18 protein-coding genes are annotated in these 18397 nt (G+C 56.4%); 6 read left to right on the top strand and 12 right to left on the bottom strand.

The window, feature by feature from the left end:
- Positions 1–50: 50 nt before the first annotated feature.
- Genes V5T82_RS02370 through gloB form a run of 3 tightly spaced genes read right to left on the bottom strand, consistent with a single transcriptional unit; the run spans position 51 to position 1864 of the window.
- Positions 51–488 (bottom strand): cupin domain-containing protein, encoded by a 438-nt coding sequence (locus V5T82_RS02370; protein WP_332893976.1) that lies wholly within the window; start codon positions 486–488, stop codon positions 51–53.
- Positions 489–491: 3 nt separating this feature from the next.
- Positions 492–1094, bottom strand: a complete 603-nt coding sequence (locus V5T82_RS02365) for a glutathione S-transferase N-terminal domain-containing protein (protein ID WP_332893975.1) — start codon at positions 1092–1094, stop codon at positions 492–494.
- Complete coding sequence (gene gloB / locus V5T82_RS02360; protein WP_332893974.1) at positions 1094–1864, bottom strand: hydroxyacylglutathione hydrolase; 771 nt, start codon at positions 1862–1864, stop codon at positions 1094–1096. The genes V5T82_RS02365 and gloB overlap by 1 nt, the downstream gene beginning before the upstream one ends.
- 114 nt (positions 1865–1978) lie before the next feature.
- Here gloB and V5T82_RS02355 point away from each other — a divergent pair, with 114 nt between their 5' ends.
- Positions 1979–2719, top strand: a complete 741-nt coding sequence (locus V5T82_RS02355) for a class I SAM-dependent methyltransferase (protein WP_332893973.1) — start codon at positions 1979–1981, stop codon at positions 2717–2719.
- Between the two features lie 42 nt (positions 2720–2761).
- Here the strand turns inward: V5T82_RS02355 and V5T82_RS02350 are convergent, their stop codons facing one another.
- The 6 genes from V5T82_RS02350 to metX form a co-directional block, all read right to left on the bottom strand.
- The gene (locus V5T82_RS02350) at positions 2762–3064 is read right to left on the bottom strand and encodes a hypothetical protein (protein ID WP_332893972.1); all 303 of its coding nucleotides are present in this window, start codon (positions 3062–3064) and stop codon (positions 2762–2764) included.
- Between the two features lies 1 nt (position 3065).
- Positions 3066–3689, bottom strand: a complete 624-nt coding sequence (locus tag V5T82_RS02345; RefSeq protein WP_332893971.1) for a nucleotidyltransferase domain-containing protein — start codon at positions 3687–3689, stop codon at positions 3066–3068.
- A gap of 2 nt (positions 3690–3691) precedes the next feature.
- Positions 3692–4501 carry a pentapeptide repeat-containing protein gene (locus tag V5T82_RS02340; protein ID WP_332893970.1) on the bottom strand — a complete coding sequence of 270 codons (810 nt, stop codon included), beginning with the start codon at positions 4499–4501 and terminating at the stop codon, positions 3692–3694.
- Between the two features lie 657 nt (positions 4502–5158).
- On the bottom strand, positions 5159–5665 hold the full coding sequence (locus V5T82_RS02335; RefSeq protein ID WP_332893969.1) for a nucleoside 2-deoxyribosyltransferase: 507 nt from the start codon (positions 5663–5665) through the stop codon (positions 5159–5161).
- A 9-nt stretch (positions 5666–5674) separates the two neighbouring features.
- Entirely contained in the window at positions 5675–6295 is a 621-nt protein-coding gene (gene metW, locus V5T82_RS02330) for a methionine biosynthesis protein MetW (protein WP_442917130.1), read from the bottom strand.
- On the bottom strand, positions 6295–7491 hold the full coding sequence (gene metX / locus V5T82_RS02325) for a homoserine O-acetyltransferase MetX (RefSeq protein WP_332893967.1): 1197 nt from the start codon (positions 7489–7491) through the stop codon (positions 6295–6297). Before metX ends, metW begins: the two co-directional genes overlap by 1 nt.
- A gap of 141 nt (positions 7492–7632) precedes the next feature.
- On the opposite strand from metX, the gene V5T82_RS02320 reads away from it, so the two are divergent.
- From V5T82_RS02320 to V5T82_RS02310, 3 genes are read left to right on the top strand one after another with little or no spacing between them, the layout of a single operon-like run.
- Positions 7633–8490 carry a chorismate mutase gene (locus V5T82_RS02320; RefSeq protein WP_332893966.1) on the top strand — a complete coding sequence of 286 codons (858 nt, stop codon included), beginning with the start codon at positions 7633–7635 and terminating at the stop codon, positions 8488–8490.
- A gap of 9 nt (positions 8491–8499) precedes the next feature.
- Complete coding sequence (gene hisC / locus V5T82_RS02315; RefSeq protein WP_332893965.1) at positions 8500–9594, top strand: histidinol-phosphate transaminase; 1095 nt, start codon at positions 8500–8502, stop codon at positions 9592–9594.
- A complete protein-coding gene (locus V5T82_RS02310) occupies positions 9591–10508 on the top strand; it encodes a prephenate/arogenate dehydrogenase family protein (RefSeq protein ID WP_332893964.1) in 918 nt (305 codons plus the stop codon). Before hisC ends, V5T82_RS02310 begins: the two co-directional genes overlap by 4 nt.
- Here the strand turns inward: V5T82_RS02310 and V5T82_RS02305 are convergent.
- On the bottom strand, positions 10505–11734 hold the full coding sequence (locus V5T82_RS02305) for a DUF2125 domain-containing protein (RefSeq protein ID WP_332893962.1): 1230 nt from the start codon (positions 11732–11734) through the stop codon (positions 10505–10507). The genes V5T82_RS02310 and V5T82_RS02305 overlap by 4 nt on opposite strands.
- Positions 11735–11833: 99 nt before the next feature.
- Between V5T82_RS02305 and V5T82_RS02300 the strand changes: the two genes are divergently transcribed.
- Both V5T82_RS02300 and V5T82_RS02295 read left to right on the top strand, forming a co-directional pair.
- Positions 11834–12430 carry a gamma-glutamylcyclotransferase gene (locus V5T82_RS02300; protein ID WP_332893961.1) on the top strand — a complete coding sequence of 199 codons (597 nt, stop codon included), beginning with the start codon at positions 11834–11836 and terminating at the stop codon, positions 12428–12430.
- Complete coding sequence (locus V5T82_RS02295) at positions 12418–13851, top strand: cytochrome b/b6 domain-containing protein (RefSeq protein WP_332893960.1); 1434 nt, start codon at positions 12418–12420, stop codon at positions 13849–13851. The genes V5T82_RS02300 and V5T82_RS02295 overlap by 13 nt, the downstream gene beginning before the upstream one ends.
- Before the next feature lie 128 nt (positions 13852–13979).
- Here the strand turns inward: V5T82_RS02295 and V5T82_RS02290 are convergent, their stop codons facing one another.
- Both V5T82_RS02290 and V5T82_RS02285 read right to left on the bottom strand, forming a co-directional pair.
- On the bottom strand, positions 13980–14534 hold the full coding sequence (locus V5T82_RS02290) for a thioredoxin family protein (protein ID WP_332893959.1): 555 nt from the start codon (positions 14532–14534) through the stop codon (positions 13980–13982).
- Positions 14535–14598: 64 nt separating this feature from the next.
- Entirely contained in the window at positions 14599–18081 is a 3483-nt protein-coding gene (locus tag V5T82_RS02285; protein ID WP_332893958.1) for a ribonucleotide reductase barrel domain-containing protein, read from the bottom strand.
- Positions 18082–18397 lie beyond the last annotated feature (316 nt).

Raw genomic sequence — 18397 nt, 5'->3', positions numbered from 1 at the left:
ACCTGCCTACGCAGGGATGACGCTCAGGATTATGAATTGAAGGGGGGAATTTAATCCGGCTCAAAGCCCGGCTCGGCCAGCACGAAGCTTTCGAACTCAAACGCTGGGGCCACTTGGCAGCCGACCAAGGTCCACGCGCCGATCGACTTCGCCGATTGCCACGCACCGGCGGGCACCACGGCTTGGGGGCGTTGGCCGGCGTTTAAGTCCATGCCCAGGTAATGTGTGTGGCGTTGACCGTCCGATTGGATCAACAGTTCCAGCGGCGCACCTGCGTGCCAACACCAGACTTCCGCCGCGTCCACCACCCGGTGCCAGTGGGACACTTGGCCTTCTTCCAACAAAAAGAAGATGGACGTTACGGTGCCGCGTTCGCCGTCGGCCACGGCGTCGCGGTAGATCTCTTTGAAGTAGCCGCCTTCCGGATGAGGCTGCAGCTCCAACACCGCGATGACTTGATCCGCTGTATAGCCGTAGAAACTGGGCATGGGCTAAGCGTCCGCAGGTGGGGCCGTGGCGATCATGTAATCCCGCAAGGAGACGTCATCCAGCCACGCCGACAAGTTCGGGCGGGCGGTGCGGATGCCCGAGACGATCTCGCGGAACTCCAGCCAACTGATGGCCGCCGCGCACGCCAACACGCCGATGGAGGTGCTGTCGCCGAACTCGGCCGCGACCAGCTCCACGGCGTCGAGACCCGCATGAATCTTTTTCGCCTGGGCTTCCATCCACTCTTGGGAACGTTTGTCCTCGTGACGTTTGTTTTCCATGAAAATCAAGATGCCCGCGTCGGAAATGCCGTCGGCCAAAGCTTCCAGGCACAGTTGACGCCAACGCTGTTCTTGTTTCACCGGATAGATTTTCTGGCCGTCCACAAGGCTGGACAAGTATTGGCAAATAACCGGAGAATCGATCAACACCGTGCCGTCGTCGCGTTGCAGCGCCGGCACTTTGCCCAGCGGATTGGTCTTTAAATAGGACTGGGCTTTGTAGTCCACATCCACGACTTCGACGCGGCCCGTAATGCCCGCGACGTGCGCCACCATGCGGCATTTTCGCCCAAAGGGTGAGGTCAGCGAGGTAAACAGTTTCATTAAAAATTGTCCTTCCGTTTGCGGACTTCTGCGAACACATCTTCGCTGTTCGCGTTCGCCATATTGAGGTGTTCTTTAAAAGCCGGAAAGTCACAGCGCAAAAAGGGATTGCTGCGGATTTCCGTGGCCAAAGTTGAGGGCACCGTCGGCTCGCCGCGCTGACGCAACGCCAAGACCTCGGCTGCGCGCGCTATTAAATCGGGATTGTCGGGATCGACGCTCAGCGCAAAATCGGCGTTGGCGTTGGTGTATTCGTGGGCGCAAAAAACGTAGGTTTCGCTTGGAAGCTCGCGCAGCTTCTTCAAGCTCGACCACATCTGCCCCGCCGTCCCGCCGAACAAACGGCCACAGCCCAGCGAAAACAAAGTATCGCCCACAAACACGGCCCCCATATCCGCAATGTGATAGGCCACATGGTGCGCGGTGTGGCCGGGCACGTCCAAGACCTCCACCGTGTAGGGACCCATCTGGATTTCATCGCCTTCGACGACGCCATGATCACACTTGGGAATGTCGCCGAAGTCGTGACGCGAGCCGTAAACCTCTGCCCCGTGCGCCTCAACTATGTCCGCCACACCGTCGGTGTGGTCGTAATGGGGGTGCGTGACCAAAACGTGGGTGATGCGCCAGCCCTGTTCTTCGGCGGCTTCTATAACCGGAGCGGCCACGGCTGGATCGACACAGGCCGTGGTTTTGCTCACTTGGTCGTGGATTAAATAGATGTAGTTGTCCGACAAAACCGGAATTTGCATGATGGCCATATCACTCATGGCGTAGTCCTTTGTTGAAGCAAGAGGACGCTAGATTAGCATCATGACACTATAGCGCATCATTAATTTCACTTTTGTGAGCGTGCATAAGTCCCTAAACTGTTGATTATGTGGATGGATGCCGTTGACCTTCGGGAGTTTTACGCCACGCCTTGCGGGCGTGTGGCGCAGCGCATGGTGCGCAACAACCTGCGCCAAATGTGGCCCGACGTCTCCGGCCAGAACGTTTTGGGCATTGGCTACCCCACGCCGTACCTAGGCCTGTTCCGCCATGAAGCCCAACGCACCGTCGCCGCCATGCCCGCGCGCCAAGGCGTACTTCACTGGCCCCCGTCAGAGCCGGGCCTCACCACATTGGTCCAAGAAAAAGAGCTGCCGTTTGCTGACTTGTCCATGGACCGGGTGCTGATGGTGCACGCCATTGAGAGCACCGAACGCCTGCGTCACATGCTGCGCGAAGCCTGGCGGGTGATGACGGAAAGCGGGCGCTTGTTGATCGTGGCGCCCAATCGGCGCGGTCTCTGGGCCCGCATGGAAATGAGCCCCTTCGCCCACGGCCAACCCTACTCGCCAGCACAGCTCAGTCGCTTGCTGCGCGACAACATGTTCACCCCAGTGCGCTCCCAAGTGGGGCTGTATATGCCACCGTCAAGCACAAGACTAATGCTGGGCTCCGCCCCCGCGTTCGAACAAATCGGCCGCCGCTTCTTCCCCGCGTTCGGCGGCGTGGTGATTATTGAAGCGGCGAAAGAAATCTACGCGGGGCAAATGGCGGGGGAACGGCAGACACGACGGGCGTTTGCGCTGGCGCCGCCGGGATCGACCAATCGGGCGCATCGGGGTTTGAAGCGGTAATCTCGTCAATTTATTCTGAGCCCCTCGATGCGAAGAGATCAATTAAGCGTAGTCCTTGTTGATCTCCGAACTAATTTGTTCGTGTAATTCCGTGACTTCCAGGGAAAGCTCCTCGTACTCTTGAGTAATCTGTTCCTGACTTTTATTTGCCAAAAAGAAGAGTTTTTTCGAAGTAGCTACAAGCAGTTTTACCAAAGCTGTTTCAGAGTTCATACCATTTGCACTCGACCAACGGTCTATGGATTTTTGCGTAAGACTCATCAAAGGCTCATTTTCCCAATCAAAACTATTAACTGATTTGAGAATATCCCGTTGTGTGTCTATGCGATTTGCAAACTCAGTCATATTAAACCTCAAACTCTTTTAGTAGCTTCAACATCCAATCTTCAATTGCAGGAAATGCTTGTTGCGTGAAGCTCATCTCTTCTTCACTAAGTATCACCCCATATGCTCGCGTGCATAAAATCTGAGAACGCTTCAATATATCATAAATATCTTGGTCAACCGACAGGGAAGACGTGCCCAGTTCTAAAGCAGAGTTTCTAGAAAATGTCACTGCATTACCTTGGCTTAGAGAGTAACACGTTGCAAAGTTCCTGATTGCCAAGAATACTGAAGATAGATCAAAAATCCTCGAGGCGTCAGATGTGGAGAAGGAGGCAACAGCCTGCTTAAAAATATCATAGAATTTTTTGCACTCATTATGACCATCAAGGTAAGGCGCTGGTTCCCCCAACTGCCCCAGAAAGTCATTTTCATCAGATGCAAATATCAGCTTTGATTCGAGGGATAAATGCCAAGCAAATGGATTTCCTTCACCCCAAAGCTCTTTAATTCGCTCGTATGAGTATATCGAGTACGTGAACTGGTCAAATCTATCATCATGCCCATCAACAAGCGCGAGGAGATCAACATCTGAGCTTGGATCAATGTCACCTCTACAAACCGAACCAAAAGCATAAATGTGCATGCCTATCTCCGGTTAAAGCGTTTGATTGTTATGGACATAAAGAAGGCAAACATCACCAACCTGACAAAGTAGATTGCCGTTTGCCCAGCATCAGAAATGTAGACAGGGTCAATTACCCCTAAAAATATTTGCGGCGAAGTGATTAAGCCCTCCCAATAACTCGAAATTTTATTGGCATCTGGTGACTGGCAAACTTCGAAAATCGTGATGATAAGCAAAACGACGAAGGCGGCTCTTATCAGCTTTAAAAGGCTCTCGCCATTCCCCCAAATTGCATCTAAGGATACGAAAACAAGCCAATCCCAAAAGGCTTTCAGACGCCCTACGCCTTTATACTTTGAACGGTGATACTGATCATTTGCGCACCAAGCATTCCAATGATGCCTTCTCGTCGCTGCTAACTCTACATTCATAGCCTTGTTTGCAGACGTCGCATCACCCAGCTGCTGGTAATTTAGCCTTAAGGATCTGGCGAATTTCAATTTAAGGTTATCACGATCAGGACAACTTGAATTCAAGACCACATTTTCGATCAGGGTCTTGTCAAAAGTGGCGTAGTCAAACTTGCATCCTTCGAAGGATGAGCCAACAAGGTTGCTGTTTACAAATTTGCAGCCTGTGAAGTCACAATTTTCAAAAACACATTTTCGCAGATAGGCATTATCAAAAATGCAAAACTTAAAATTGATATTTTTGAACGTTTTCTGTTTAGCGACTAGACGATGATAATACTTGTTCGGAATGCTTTCATTCTCAACATCTTGTGTGAACTTTTTATCTTTTAATTCTTCACGGCCACTGTCGTCATACATGCCTTAGCACTCCTGAATATCGTATAGATATTAAGAAGCTAGCAGAGAGTCGTCCAGCAATGTTTCTTCACGTTATAGATTGATGCCAATCCCTGTTTACGATTTCAACTGATCAATAGGGTCAGGGGGGGGCAGAACAAATTAATTTCAATCCTGCCTGTGGTCTTTCTCCCTCATATGTCATGGCCGGGCTTGACCCGGCTATCCATGTCTTTATCCCCACGTGCTCTGGAACACGTGGATGCCCGGATCAAGTCCGGGCATGACAATGTGCTGGGGGTTGAGACTCAAAATTGATTTCGGCGCTGCACAAGCGACAAAGCCATTTCGCACCTTCATATGTCTCCGGTTGTCGAAACGCCCCCCTCACCCCGGCCCTCTCCCCCCTATGGGAGGAGAGGGAGGCAATACGCGAAGCGCTCTGAGCTATGCCCTCCCCATGAGGGGGAGGGAGGGGCCCGGCGCGTTAGCGTTGGGAGGGTGAGGGGGAGATGTCTGCGATTAAGGGGACTGCGTCATTGCGAGACGCGAAGCGACGAACTCTCACATCGTCATGCCCGGGCTTGACCCGGGTATCCACGTCTTATGCTGCGATTTGAAAGAGACGTGGATGGCCGGATCAAGTCCGGCCATGACACTGAGAAAAGGTAGAAGGCTTTAGCGCTCGGCTTTAAGATACCCCACCGCCTCATCAAAAGACCCAAAAACCGCCTCCACCGCGCACACCATCATCAAATTATCCGGCACGTCGAAGTCTTCCACCAGCAGACCGTCGGCGTCCCAGGTTTGGCCGTCGACGTCTTGGATGACGAGGAGGTTCGCCTTGACGCGATCCAGATACTTCGACGGGTCCGCCGTATAGCCCACGACGCGCTTGCCGAGGCCTAAGCCATAGCCCATTTCAAACGCCGTTCCCGTGTCCATGTTGACGCCGCGAAAGGGGGTCATGTTGGCGAGCACCGCGTCGCAATCGGCGATTTGGGCTAAATTGGCCTGATAAATTTTATCAGCAGCGTCTTTTTTAGACAGTCCACTTAGGTCCAGTCCGGCGTCCAAGGGGAACACGCCCACCAGTCCGGCGGCGGCGCATTTGGCCTTCAGCGCCTCGCCATAGGCTTTGGCGTCGGGGAGAAACACGTCTGGTCCGGCAAGATATACCTTCATGGGCTCGCCTTATTTACTCAGCAAAAACACGCCTTGCTCACCAAAGAAGTTGGCCATCGCCACCCCTTTGCCGATGGTGCGCGACGTGCCTTCGTCGTCTAAGAACAGGCTTTGTTCAATGGTCAGGCCCATGTCGTCCACCAACGCGACAAAGTCGCGGATGGTGCAGAAGTGGATGTTGGGCGTGTCGTACCATTCATAGGGCAGCTTTTCTGAGATCGGCATGCGGCCTTTAAACAGCACATACATGCGCAAGCGCCAATAGGCGAAGTTCGGCAGCGACACGATGGCGCGCTCCCCAATGCGCAGCATTTCGGTCAAGACTTCGCGGGGCGCCATCATCGCCTGCAGGGTTTGGCTCAAGATCACGTAGTCGAAGGCTTGGTCGGGATAGTCTTTTAAATCCGTTTCCACGTCGCCTTGCACAACGCTGAGCCCCGCAGAAACGCAGGCCTGCACACCTTGGGTGCTGATTTCGATGCCGCGCCCGTCGATTTGTTTGAAGCGCCACAGGTATTCCAACAAATCGCCATTGCCGCAACCGACGTCGAGCACGCGGGTATTGGGCTCGATCATATCGGCAATACGCTGCAGATCGACGCGAATGGATTTGGGGTCAGCTGGGTTCATCATGGTGCTTTCCTTTGCAATCCACGATGTTCCGCGCAGCCTTCCAAGAAGCCTTCGAAGACGTTGTGAAATTCCGGCTCGTCCAACAAAAAGGCGTCGTGGCCTTTGTCCGATTCAATCTCGACAAAGCTGACGTTGGCGAGGCCGGCGTTCAAGGCGTGCACAATTTCCCGGCTGTCACGGGTGGGATAGAGCCAGTCCGACGTGAACGACATGACCAAAAAGCGCACCGGCGTGTCCTTGAACGCTTTGGTCAAGGTCCCGCCTGCGTTGAGCCCGATGTCGAAATAATCCATGGCGCGCGTGATGAACAGATACGCGTTGGCGTCGAAGCGGTCCACAAAGGTGCTGCCTTGGTGGCGCAAATAGCTTTCCACCTGAAAATCCGCACCAAATCCATAGGACAGGTCATCGCGGTCTTGCAGGTTGCGGCCAAATTTGCGCGTCAGGGCGGTTTCGGACAAATAGGTGATGTGCGCGGCCATACGCGCCACGGCCAAGCCGCGATGCGGGTGCAGGTCGTACTGATGATAATCACCCCGGCACCAGTCGGGATCGGACATAATGGCTTGGCGGCCAACTTCGTTAAAGGCGATGTTTTGCGCGGAATGTTTGGCCGCCGACGCAATGGGCACGGCGGCAAAGACGTTGTCTGGATAGCGGCACGCCCATTCCAGCACCTGCATGCCGCCCATGGACCCGCCCACGACGGCGAACAGCTGCTCAATGCCCAAATGCTCAATCAGCAGTTTTTGCGCACGCACCATGTCGCCGATGGTGATCACGGGGAAATCCAGGCCCCATTCCTTGCCCGTTTCGGGGTTGATGTCTTGTGGCCCCGTAGTCCCCATGCATCCGCCCAAGATATTGGAACAAATAACAAAGTAGCGGTCCGTGTCGATCACTTTTCCAGGGCCGACGACCTCTTTCCACCAACCTTCTTTACCCGTAATGGGGTGGTCTTCGACCATGTACTGATCGCCCGTGAGCGCGTGACAGACCAAGATCGCGTTGGACTTTTCCGCGTTCAGCTCTCCCCAGGTATGGTAGGCGACGTGAACGTCCTTCATCTCGTCGCCATTATCCAGGCACAAAGGCTCGTCCTTGGCCAAACACACACGGTGGCCCGGCAAAGTCCAAGTGCCCGGCTCATAGGCCTTTTGGGCGCTTTTGGTGATGGCGTCTTCGCCGCTCATCGGTATAACGGATCCCTAATCTATCTTTCAGAGCCCCCATAGCTATGGGCGACGACGAAATGTGTCAATGTTTTCTTTGATTTCTGTGCACTTTCTCTTTACTTTCGCCACCCTAAGATTTCTTAAATTTAGGACATATTCATGGGCCGCGACTTATCGGAAATCCGGCGCGATATCGACGCCATTGACGATCAGATTCACGAACTGCTGATGAACCGCACCAAGTTGATTGAAGAAGTGCGCGCATACAAGCAGGACGACACGGTGAAAATCCGCCCTGAGCGGGAAGCCGAAATCATCTATCGTCTCTTCGACCAACACCAAGGAAAGTTCCCCAAGCGTGAACTGTTCCGCATTTGGCGTGAGCTGATTGTCGCGACCCTTGGCATGGAAGGCCCGTTTTCTGCGGGCGTGTTCATGGACGAAGACGGCGACAGCTTTTGGGACTTGGCCCGCGACCAGTACGGCAGCTTCACACCCATGACCCCGTTCCCGTCGACCCGGCGCATCATCGAAGCGGTGCAGCGCCAAGAGGTCACCGTCGGCATCGTCCCGTTGCCCGCGCGCCACGAAACCGACCCGTGGTGGCGGCGCATGGCGTTTGAAGGCCCGGATGTGCCCCGTGTGATCGCACGCCTGCCGTTTGTGCCGGGCGCGAACGCACGGCCTTCCGAGCTTGAAGCCCTGGTCATTTCCCCGGTTGCACAAGAGCCCACCGGGCGCGACCGCACCTACATCGTGCTGGAAACCTCCACCCAGCTCGCCCCCAGCCAGCTCAAAGCCGGCTTGGCCGAATTGGGGCTCAACATGGTGTTCACCACCGTATCCCACGACGAAAGCCGCCCGAGCATTTGGCAAGTCTTGGTCGAAGTGGACGATTTTGTCGCGCCAAACGACGAACGGTTGAAAAAAATCACCGAAGGGTTCGACGACGTGGTTGAGTTTGCCGTCTCCATCGGCGGCTACGCCACCCCTGTCAGCGCAGAAGAACTGGGCTGAGGAGGCGTCATGAGCAACACCATTCCACCACGCCCCGGCGTTTTGGACATCGCGGCCTATGTCGGCGGTGAATCCAAAATCAAAGGCGTGGACCGCATTCTCAAACTGTCGTCCAACGAAGGTGCGTTCGGCCCGTCGCCCAAAGCCGTTGAAGCCATCCAAGCCGCCGCAAAAGACACCCACCGCTACCCCGATGGTGGCGCAACGGCGCTACGCCAAGCCATTGCCGAGCGGTTCGATCTGGACGCGGACCGCATTGTATGTGGTGCGGGCTCGGACGAACTGATCAGCCTGCTGACGTACTCTTACGCCGGACCGGGGGATGAGGTTCTGTATTCCGAACACGGCTTTTTGATGTATCCCATCGCCGCCAAAGCCGCAGGGGCCACACCTGTCAAAGCCCCGGAAACGGATTTGCGCACGGACGTGGAAAACCTGCTGGACGCGGTGACGGACAAAACCCGCATCGTCTTTGTCGCCAACCCCAACAATCCGACCGGCACGTACTTGAGCCTGTCTGAATTGGAAGCCTTGCGCGCGGGCCTGCCCGAAGACGTGTTGTTGGTGATCGACGCGGCCTATGCCGAGTTCGTCAACCGCAACGACTACGCAGCTGGGGTTGAGCTGGTCAACGCCGGACAAAACACCGTGATGACGCGCACGTTTTCGAAACTCTTTGCCCTGGGCGGGTTGCGCGTGGGCTGGGGCTATTTCCCGTCCGAAATCGCCGATGTGATGAACCGCGTGCGCGGACCGTTTAACGTCGGCGCCGTGGGACAAGCCGCAGGCGTTGCCTCCCTCAAAGACACCGCTTTCCAAGACAAAAGTGTGTGCCACACCTTGGACTGGGTGGACAAGACCCAAGCCGCACTGAACGATTTGGGCATTGAGACCACCCAAAGTGTCGCGAACTTTATTTTGGCGCGCTTTGGCACACCCGAACGCGCCGAAGCCGTGGACGCTTATCTGCGCGAACGCGGCATCATCGTGCGGCGCATGACAAGCTATGGCTTGCCGGACAGCCTGCGGGTGTCCATCGGTGCTGCAGACGAAATGGAGCTGTTCATCGCTTCCATCAAAGCCTTTGTGGAGGGCGAAGCATGAGCACGCCCCTGTTTGACCGTGTCGCTTTGATTGGCATCGGCCTCATCGGGTCAAGCTTGGCACTCGCCATGAAAAAGCATGGCCTTGCGGGGCATATTGCCGTCTCGACCCGCCGTGCTGAGACCTTGTCCAAGGCGCAAGACCTGGGCCTTAGCGACAGCTATTCACTGGACGCCGCCCAGGCCGTGCAAGACGCCGACTTGGTTATGGTCTGCACGCCCATGGGGGCTTACGAAGGTGTGGCAAAGTCCATTCACGACGCGCTGAAACCGGGCGCGATTGTCTCCGACGTGGGCTCGGTCAAATCATCTGCCATCAAAGATTTGAAGCCGCATCTGCCCGACCACGCACACTTGATTCCCGGACACCCCATTGCGGGTACGGAAAATTCCGGCCCCGAAGCGGGCTTTGCCGAACTGTTCCCTGGCCGCTGGACCATCTTAACGCCCGAGGACGGCACAGATGCAGACGCCATCGCTAAAGTGAAGCAGCTGTGGCAAGGCGTGGGCGCAGATGTGGAAGTCATGAGCCCTGATCATCACGATCGAGTGTTGGCCATCACCTCACACTTGCCCCACTTGATCGCGTTTTCCATCGTCGACACCGCAGATCAGTTGGCGGATGAAATCAAACAAGAAGTCATTCAATACTCGGCTTCGGGCTTTCGCGATTTCACCCGGATTGCTGCAGGCGATCCGGTGATGTGGCGCGATATTTTCTTGAACAACCGTGACGCCGTGCTGGATGTTTTGGGCCGCTTCACCGAAGACTTGACCCAGTTGCAACGCGCCATCCGCAAAGGCGACGGCGATTTTATGGAAACGACCTTTGGCCGCGCCCAAGCCGTGCGCCGGTCCATCATCGACGCCAAACAGCACACGCCGGACGTCAAACCGGATGAAGAAGACGCTTAAAACACCGTCGGCGCAGGTCCGAATCTGGGCTTTTTCGGTTCCGGCTTGGGATTTGGCGGGGGTTTGAGCGCATCCGGTACAAAGCCCCAGTCAACGGTGGGCATCTTCATGACCTTCAAGGGGCCTAAGCTCAACGTCCCGTCTTCGACTTTGATGGCGAGATTGACCTCTGGTGCCCCACCATTTTTGGGACGTTTGGCCATAGCCGCCAGCCCCATGGTCGCGACCACCATTTCACCGTCGCTCATCACACCCTTGGCGCGCAGAATTTCCAACATCTGAAACAGGCCTTGGATTTTCGCCATGGCTTGACCCTGGGGCTGCATTTCCTTGGTCAACGACATCTTGCCGCCCGCCGCGAAAGCAATCGGGTCGGAGCGGAACTTCAAGCGGTCCAGTTCCACCACACCGCCGCTTTCCTGCCAATTGGGCAAGCTGTTTTCCAGCGTCCCCGGCTGCACCGAACCGGTCACACGGGCATCCAGCTCCAACACGTCAATGAACGACGACAAGGGCGCGGGCAGCGCGCCTGGAACGTTTAACCCCATGCCCGACACTTGCACATCCAAGCCCGTGCCACCGCGTTGGGCGTCGGGATTGTGCGCGGCCTGAATGCGCAGGCTTTGCATCTGGATGTTGGTGCTGCCTTGCAAGACCAGCCCCGACACCGCGAAGTCCAAGTTTTCAGGCCAGCGATCACCCAAATCCGCCATGGCAGACAGGCCCTTGGCTTCGCCCCGCCAGCTCAGCCCTTCATCCAAAAGCGCCAAACTGTGCCGACCATCGCCCACCAGCTCAAAGTTCCACGGCGCCCAGGGCTTGGCGATGAACTTCACCGCATCGGAGCTCCACTGTACTTGGTGTGCAAACAGACGGCCTTTGTATTTGGGCTGGGATAAGGTCACCGTGATGGTCGACGGGAAGCCCGTCGTTTCAAGCGTGTCATAAGCGACCTCTGCACCATGGCGGCGTTGATCGCCGATCCAGTTGATGACCTCGGTCTTGACCCAGGCTTGGGCGGCGTACCACACGAACGACCAGAGCCCAAACGCAATGGCCACCGCCGCAATGATGGAAACCAAAAACTGAAAGCGTTTCAACCCCGTGGGCTTTTGGTAGTGCAGCGCCGGGTGGTCGTACGTATGCCCAGTATTTTGCCCTCCCCTGGCCGGACGGCGGCCGGGGGCTTGGCGGGCATAGCGTTGGGACGTTGGACGCCGGGGCATCTGGAAACTCCGAATCGATCTTAAGAAACGCGATTTTATAGCTTAAAACTGGTTAGGGAACCGTTGAGAGTTTGAAACGGAGGCGTTAACCTCTCTCTCATGACAAACCTCACCCACCCCAATTTTACCAGCGGCGACGACTTATGGGTCTTCGCTTATGGCTCGCTCATGTGGAACCCGGGCTTTGAACACTTGGAAGTCGTACCGGGTGAGGTCGAAGGTTACCACAGATCCCTGTGCGTGTTGTCCACCATCTATCGCGGCACGCCGGGTAATCCGGGCTTGGTTCTGGGCCTGGACGAGGGCGGCAGCTGTTGCGGCCTGACGTTTCGCGTGCACGCCGACTTGATCCCCGAAACGGTCAAATATCTTGATGAGCGCGAAAAAGTTACACGGGTCTATACGTCGGAATTTGTCAACGTGACGCTCAAGGATGGCCGCGAAGTCGAAGCCTATACCTTTGTTGTCATCCGCGACCACGAACAATTCGCCGGTGAGCTTTCCTACGATCAGCAAGCATGCTTGGTTGCGCGGGGCATTGGCAAAAACGGAACCGCGCTGGAATACCTCACCAACACCATTGAGCACATCAATGAACTGGGGCTGCACGACCCGGACCTTCATGAAGTGTTGAACCTGGCCCGTCGAAACGCCATCTCCTATGGGGAGAAAGGTGCGACGGGATGCTTAGACTGACCCCCCTCTTCGTGGTGGCCCTGTTTCTGGCAGTCTTCCCCGCCCGCGCGCAACACGCGCCCGGCGAAAACCCCAACGCGCCTGAACTGTTCGTGCCCAACCCCCAGACAGAGCGTACTTTGTGGCAGCGCCTCGGTCCCGGCAACGGTCCGGTGCGCAAAAACTCGGTCTTGCCCGACGTGCACAAAGATGTGCCGGGATTCGCCAATGCGCGCTATTGCCTGTCGTGTCATGAGGGCCAGGACAAAAACCTGCACTACGCGCGCACATCGGTAAAGTGCAAGACCTGTCACATTTCGCGCCCCATCGCAGGCATCCGCAACCCAGCCGCCACCATGTTTGCGGACCACCGTGCTGAAAAGGTCTGTGCCCGCTGTCACAAGGGGGCCACGGCGGCCATGGGCAGTTACGTCATTCACGAACCCAGCCCCTTTGTGACCGAAACCCAAAACGACTTCCCCGCCTTGTTTTATGCCGCTTGGACCATGGTGGCTTTGGCGGGCACGGTTTTTTTGGTGTTTGCACCGTATGTCGCCCTTTGGGCGGTCAAAGAAATCCGCATGGCCTTTGGCAAAACGCGCGTGGTTGACCCCGTCGCCAACGCCGACATGATGCGGGTTGAACGCTTTTCCTTGGCTGAGCGCATGTTCCACACCTTACTCGCCCTGTGCTTCATGGCGCTGTCGGTAACGGGGCTGTCGTGGATGTTCATTGAAACCCCGTTCGGCCAGACCTTGGTCGCCGTCTTTGGCGATTACAAAAACGCCATCGCCTTGCACCGGGTGGTTGGGCTGAGCCTCATGCTGTTGTTTGTGGTGCACATTGTCTACATCCTGCAACAGGTGGACTGGACCCAGCCGGGCAGCTTGAAAAGCCCCGACAGCCTGGTGTGGCGCTTGTCCGACTTTCGTGCCTTTTGGCATCACCTCAAATGGCTGGTGGGCCGCGCCGAACACCCGGCGTTCGACCGCTGGGCGTGGTGGCAAAAGTTCGACTATTGGGCTCTGTGGTGGGGAACAATCATTGTCGGCGTGACCGGTCTTGTCATGTTCGACCCGGTGGTGGCCGCTCAGTATCTGGACGGCTGGATTTTAAACGTGGCGCGTTGGGTGCACAAAATCGAAGCGCTGCTGGCCATGGCGCATATCTTCGTGGTGCACTTCTTTATTGAGAGCTACCGCCCGCGCGCCTTCCCCCTGTCCGACCATGTATTCCACGGGGCCGCCGACGTCGAGCACATGCGCGACGAACACCCAAACTGGATCGGGCGCTTGGAAGCCACCGACCAGCTCAAACACATGGCTGTTCAACAACCGCCCAAGGTGGTCCAAGCCGTCTACTTCGGGTTTGGCATCGCCATGGTGGGATTGGGGCTGTTTTTGCTGGTTGGCGCCCTGCTGTTTATGAGTGGATTGAGTTAAGGCTTTGCCTTATGCCCCTCAAACGCCGGGCGAGTTTCTGCGAAACCCTTGGCTCACGGCGCATAAGCGCCGGCGCGCAGTCGCGCTTGCCATCCCTACAAATGAACTGTTCAGTTCTAGGGATGGATTCATTCGGTGGTGGATTTGGCGCGTTTGGCTTTGAGCCAACGGGGGAACACCTGGCCTTCTTGCGGGGCGCCGTCCATGACGAATTCAAAGCCGCTTTGGTAATAATACGGTTTGAAATAGCCGGGCAGGCGGAAGACCTCTTTGCCGTCCTCACCGATGAACATGGTGGTGGGGGTGAAGTTGACGCGGTGCTTAATGGCGAAGTCGCCCTCGCTCAGCTCTTCGCCGTCAAAGTCGGTGACGGTGACATTGCCGTAGAGATTGATCTGCAACACATCAAAATTTTCTGTGATGGTTTTGACCAACGCGGGCTCGACAAAGTTAACCTCATGCAACCGTTTGCACGCACCACAGCCGGGCTGTTCAAAGATAATGACCAGATCCCGGCCCGCATCCAGGGCCTCGGTCAGATCTTCTTTCAAATCCAAGAAGCTGTCGGACTTCATCCAGTCTTGGGTGTGAATACCGTCTGACCGCATGGGGGCAGCTTCAACCGCGCCCGCAATCAACAGCGCCACGGCGACCCCAGCACCAACCTTCACGAAAAAGTTCATGTCTTCTACTCCCCTTTTTGTTGGGACTAGATTACGGCAAAATCATTATTCGGACTATTGGGGTTTACCCGCACTTCGAATACCCGCACTCCAAACACGTGTCACACCCGGACTGTTGGATTAGGCCCGGTTGGTTGCATTTGGGGCAGAAGCGCATGCCGCGATTGTGGGGGTGGTCGTCTTCGCCCTCTCCCGCAGACGGGGCGGCGTTGAGGTTCACCACTTGGGCTTCGGATTCCGTGTCGTTGAAGCCGTCGTCGGTTTTGAGGAACCCGATGGCGATCATGTGGCGTTCGATCACTTCGCCCAAAGCCGCCAACAAAGACGGCACGTACTTGCCGCCGACCCAGTGGCCGCCGCGGGGATCGAACACGTTTTTCAGCTCTTCCACCACGAACGACACATCCCCACCCCGGCGGAACACGGCGGAGATCATGCGGCACAGAGCCACCGTCCAGGCGTAGTGCTCCATATTTTTGGAGTTGATGAAGACTTCAAACGGGCGTTCGCGGCCATCGTCCAAGAAATCGTTAATGGTGACGTAGAGCGCGTGCTCGCTTTCCGGCCAGTTGAGCTTGTAGGTGTGGCCTTTCAAGAATTCCGGGCGTTCCAGGGGTTCGAACATGCGGTGGATGGCGCCGCTGTCGCCTTCGTCTTTGGGTTTGACTTGGGCGGCGGGTTTGTCGAACGGCAGGCTCGGCTGTTCGGGTTCTTTGGCCTTGGATTTTTTGTCGCCCTTGACCTCCAACACAGCGCCCGTCACATCGTTGGGGCGGTACGTGGTGCAGCCCTTGAGACCCAAATCATAAGCTTCCATGTAGATGTCTTTGAACGCGTCGAAGCTGATTTCTTCGGGGCAGTTGATGGTTTTAGATATCGAGCTATCCACATATTTCTGCACCGCCGCCTGCATCACCAAGTGGTCTTTGGGGCTGAGGCTTTGGGCGTCCACAAACGCGTCGGTGAGGGTTGCGTTTTCGCCGCGCAGCTTTTTGAACATGCGATACGCGTAGTCCGCGACCTCTTCTTCTTTGCGCGAGCCGTCGGGCTGCAAAACGTGGCGGGTGTATTTGAAGCTGAACACCGGTTCCAGTCCGCTGGACACATTGTCGGCAAACAACGAGATGGTGCCCGTAGGCGCAATAGACGTGATCAGCGCGTTGCGAATGCCGTAGTCGCGCACGGCCTCTTGCACGTCCGTGTCCAAGCCCTGGATCATTTCGCCGCCTAAATATTTTTCACCGTCGAACAGCGGGAACGGCCCTTTTTCGCGGGCGAGCTCGGTCGACGCCAGATAAGCAGCGCGCTCAATGGCTTTCATCCAGGTCTCGGTCAATGTCACCGCACGCGCCGACCCATAGCGTGCATTGCACATGATCAAAGCGTCGGCCAGACCCGTTACGCCCAAGCCGATGCGGCGTTTGGCGCGGGCTTCGTTTTGTTGTTCTTCTAGGGGAAAGCGCGACACGTCAATGACGTTGTCCATCATGCGCACGGCGGTTTTGACCAAGCGCGCCAAAGACGGAATGTCGATGTCGGCAACGTCGGTGAACGGATCGTTGACCATGCGCGCCAAGTTGACCGAACCCAACAAGCACGCCCCATAAGGCGGCAGCGGCTGTTCACCACAGTTGTGCACATAGAGCCCATTGGCGTCGAAAGCATTTTTGCCCGGCACTTGAACGTCGAAGACTTCTTCTTGCCCGTCGGCAGCAATATCTTGAACCTCAGTGATAAAACGTTCTCGGTTCAAAGCCCGTTTGTAGCTGGATAATGCGGCGTCAAGCTTCGCCATTTTTTCGGTGTCGGCAAACCCGACACGGTCTTGGAAGACGCCCAAGTTTTCGCCGGAAATCACCAGCTCATGCTGAGCGGCACAGTCGTAGTCGCGAAGTCCCCCTTGACCGTCCGGCAGGGCGCGCGGCCCGGCAGGGCGGCGGTCTTGATAGATTGTGGAGCTGATGCCCAGGCGCAACAACATGCGTTGCACAGCTTGCAATCTGTCCAGGGCGCTTTGGGCCAAGCGGACGCTCACACCTTTGTTTTGCGTACCTTGGACCGAACCATCGGCGTCGAAAAAGCCGCGCAAGAAACCCATATGGAAAACGGATGAGGTCGCTTCGACCTTAGGCCCAACTACTTTATTGCCCGGGGACATGCCGAAGTCGAACGCCAAAGCCTGCAGGCCCGCAAAGCTCAAACGGAATTCGTTGCGCCCGGGGACCTCGGACCATCCCTGGAAATCAGCCCGCGTGGGAAACTCTTTGACAGCTTCCAAGGTGGCATCCATCACTGCATGGACGCCCGGTGCACCGTTGCCACCGCCATTGACCGCTAAAGGGGGCATCCACACACTCAACACAGCTTTGTCTTCTTTGAGAACACCATCGCCGACCAACTGGCCCAACAAGTAGCCTTGGCCCTGGGTGCCGGTTCCGGCCCAGCCTTCTGCACCGCGGTGGTCGTGCAACATCACTTCATCACCTGGAACAAGTTGCCCAGCTTCGACCCAAGCCGTTTCCAGAACATCACGGGTTTTGTGCTTAACCCTGCGCACTAAGTGATTCGACGTCAGGCGCAAAGCATGACCGTCACACGTCACCAGTCGCAAAACGTCTTTTGTTCCCGTAGAGAAAAAACCTGCGTCCGCGGTTGCATGCGGCTCACCATCGACGAGGGCTTCAAAGCGCGTGCCGACAAGCTGGCCCACCTGACGCGGGCCTGCGGACGTCTGCACCCAAGTGTCTGCCGTCACGCAAGGATTGGTGGCGTGGATGGTTTCGCAGTAATTGAGATTATTGAGGCGGTTGATGCGATCGATAAAGATCACCCCCGGCTCTGCATACGCATAGGTCGCGCGCATGATCTGATCCCACAGATCGCGCGCGGGAAGCGTCTTGTAGACTTCGCCGTCAAACGCCAAGTCCCAGCTTTCGTCCGCTTTAACCGCGTCCATGAAATCGTCGGTAACCAAGACCGACAGGTTGAACATGCGCAGCCGCCCCGGTTCTTGTTTGGCTTCGATGAAGGCTTCGATGTCGGGATGGTCGCAGCGCATCACACCCATCATCGCACCCCGACGAGATCCGGCGGACATAATGGTGCGGCACATGCTGTCCCACACGTCCATGAACGACAGGGGTCCCGACGCATCCGCGCCGATCTTTTTCACCTCGGCCCCGCGTGGGCGGAGCGAGGAAAAATCGTAACCGATGCCGCCGCCTTGTTGCATGGTCAGTGCGGCTTCTTTGAGCTGGTCGAAAATGCCGCCCATGGAATCGGGGATGTCGCCCATGACGAAGCAATTGAACAGGGTGACGTTGCGTTCCACCCCCGCGCCGGCGATGATGCGCCCGGCCGGCAAAAACTTGAAATCGGCCATGATTTCGTAGAACTGCTGCTCCCACTCGGTGGCCTCAATCTCACCCAAAGACAAGGCCTTAGCCACACGACGCCACGTGTCGTCGATGGATTTGTCCACAGCTCGCCCATCCGCGCCTTTGAGGCGGTATTTCATGTCCCAAATGTGTTGGGAGATGGGAAGCATTGGCGTTTGCGGCACCATGGCGGGGGTTGCTCCTGCTTAAACTCGGCGTTCTATCGATGGAAACGCACACCTGCGGCCCCAAACCGGACGCAGCCGCGCCCAACCGGAGCCGGGTTTTGTCAACCTATTGAAACATAAGATGTTTCTATGTCGTTGATCCCCTAAGTGTACGCCCCGAACGGGCTTTGGTCAAGAAATGTTCTCTCTTTGTTTCTCTTCGACGGACGGAGAACGAAGTCTTGAGGCTGCATCCTACACATTGGACGCATGAGCGCACGCACAAGCTATCCTATTTCGTGCACCGCTTATCCCCAGG

The sequence above is a fragment of the Magnetovibrio sp. PR-2 genome (assembly GCF_036689815.1).
GTDB lineage: Bacteria > Pseudomonadota > Alphaproteobacteria > Rhodospirillales > Magnetovibrionaceae > Magnetovibrio.
Note: the sequence above shows the minus strand (reverse complement) of the source record. Positions and strands in the feature narration are given on the sequence as shown.

Bases quoted from the DNA above. Each gene is read 5' to 3' on its own strand.
- V5T82_RS02370 (WP_332893976.1), bottom strand. From the start codon at position 488: ATGCCCAGTTTCTACGGCTATACAGCGGATCAAGTCATCGCGGTGTTG.
- V5T82_RS02365 (WP_332893975.1), bottom strand. From the start codon at position 1,094: ATGAAACTGTTTACCTCGCTGACCTCACCCTTTGGGCGAAAATGCCGC.
- gloB (WP_332893974.1), bottom strand. From the start codon at position 1,864: ATGAGTGATATGGCCATCATGCAAATTCCGGTTTTGTCGGACAACTAC.
- V5T82_RS02355 (WP_332893973.1), top strand. From the start codon at position 1,979: ATGGATGCCGTTGACCTTCGGGAGTTTTACGCCACGCCTTGCGGGCGT.
- V5T82_RS02350 (WP_332893972.1), bottom strand. From the start codon at position 3,064: ATGACTGAGTTTGCAAATCGCATAGACACACAACGGGATATTCTCAAA.
- V5T82_RS02345 (WP_332893971.1), bottom strand. From the start codon at position 3,689: ATGCACATTTATGCTTTTGGTTCGGTTTGTAGAGGTGACATTGATCCA.
- V5T82_RS02340 (WP_332893970.1), bottom strand. From the start codon at position 4,501: ATGTATGACGACAGTGGCCGTGAAGAATTAAAAGATAAAAAGTTCACA.
- V5T82_RS02335 (WP_332893969.1), bottom strand. From the start codon at position 5,665: ATGAAGGTATATCTTGCCGGACCAGACGTGTTTCTCCCCGACGCCAAA.
- metW (WP_442917130.1), bottom strand. From the start codon at position 6,295: ATGAACCCAGCTGACCCCAAATCCATTCGCGTCGATCTGCAGCGTATT.
- metX (WP_332893967.1), bottom strand. From the start codon at position 7,491: ATGAGCGGCGAAGACGCCATCACCAAAAGCGCCCAAAAGGCCTATGAG.
- V5T82_RS02320 (WP_332893966.1), top strand. From the start codon at position 7,633: ATGGGCCGCGACTTATCGGAAATCCGGCGCGATATCGACGCCATTGAC.
- hisC (WP_332893965.1), top strand. From the start codon at position 8,500: ATGAGCAACACCATTCCACCACGCCCCGGCGTTTTGGACATCGCGGCC.
- V5T82_RS02310 (WP_332893964.1), top strand. From the start codon at position 9,591: ATGAGCACGCCCCTGTTTGACCGTGTCGCTTTGATTGGCATCGGCCTC.
- V5T82_RS02305 (WP_332893962.1), bottom strand. From the start codon at position 11,734: ATGCCCCGGCGTCCAACGTCCCAACGCTATGCCCGCCAAGCCCCCGGC.
- V5T82_RS02300 (WP_332893961.1), top strand. From the start codon at position 11,834: ATGACAAACCTCACCCACCCCAATTTTACCAGCGGCGACGACTTATGG.
- V5T82_RS02295 (WP_332893960.1), top strand. From the start codon at position 12,418: ATGCTTAGACTGACCCCCCTCTTCGTGGTGGCCCTGTTTCTGGCAGTC.
- V5T82_RS02290 (WP_332893959.1), bottom strand. From the start codon at position 14,534: ATGAACTTTTTCGTGAAGGTTGGTGCTGGGGTCGCCGTGGCGCTGTTG.
- V5T82_RS02285 (WP_332893958.1), bottom strand. From the start codon at position 18,081: ATGCTTCCCATCTCCCAACACATTTGGGACATGAAATACCGCCTCAAA.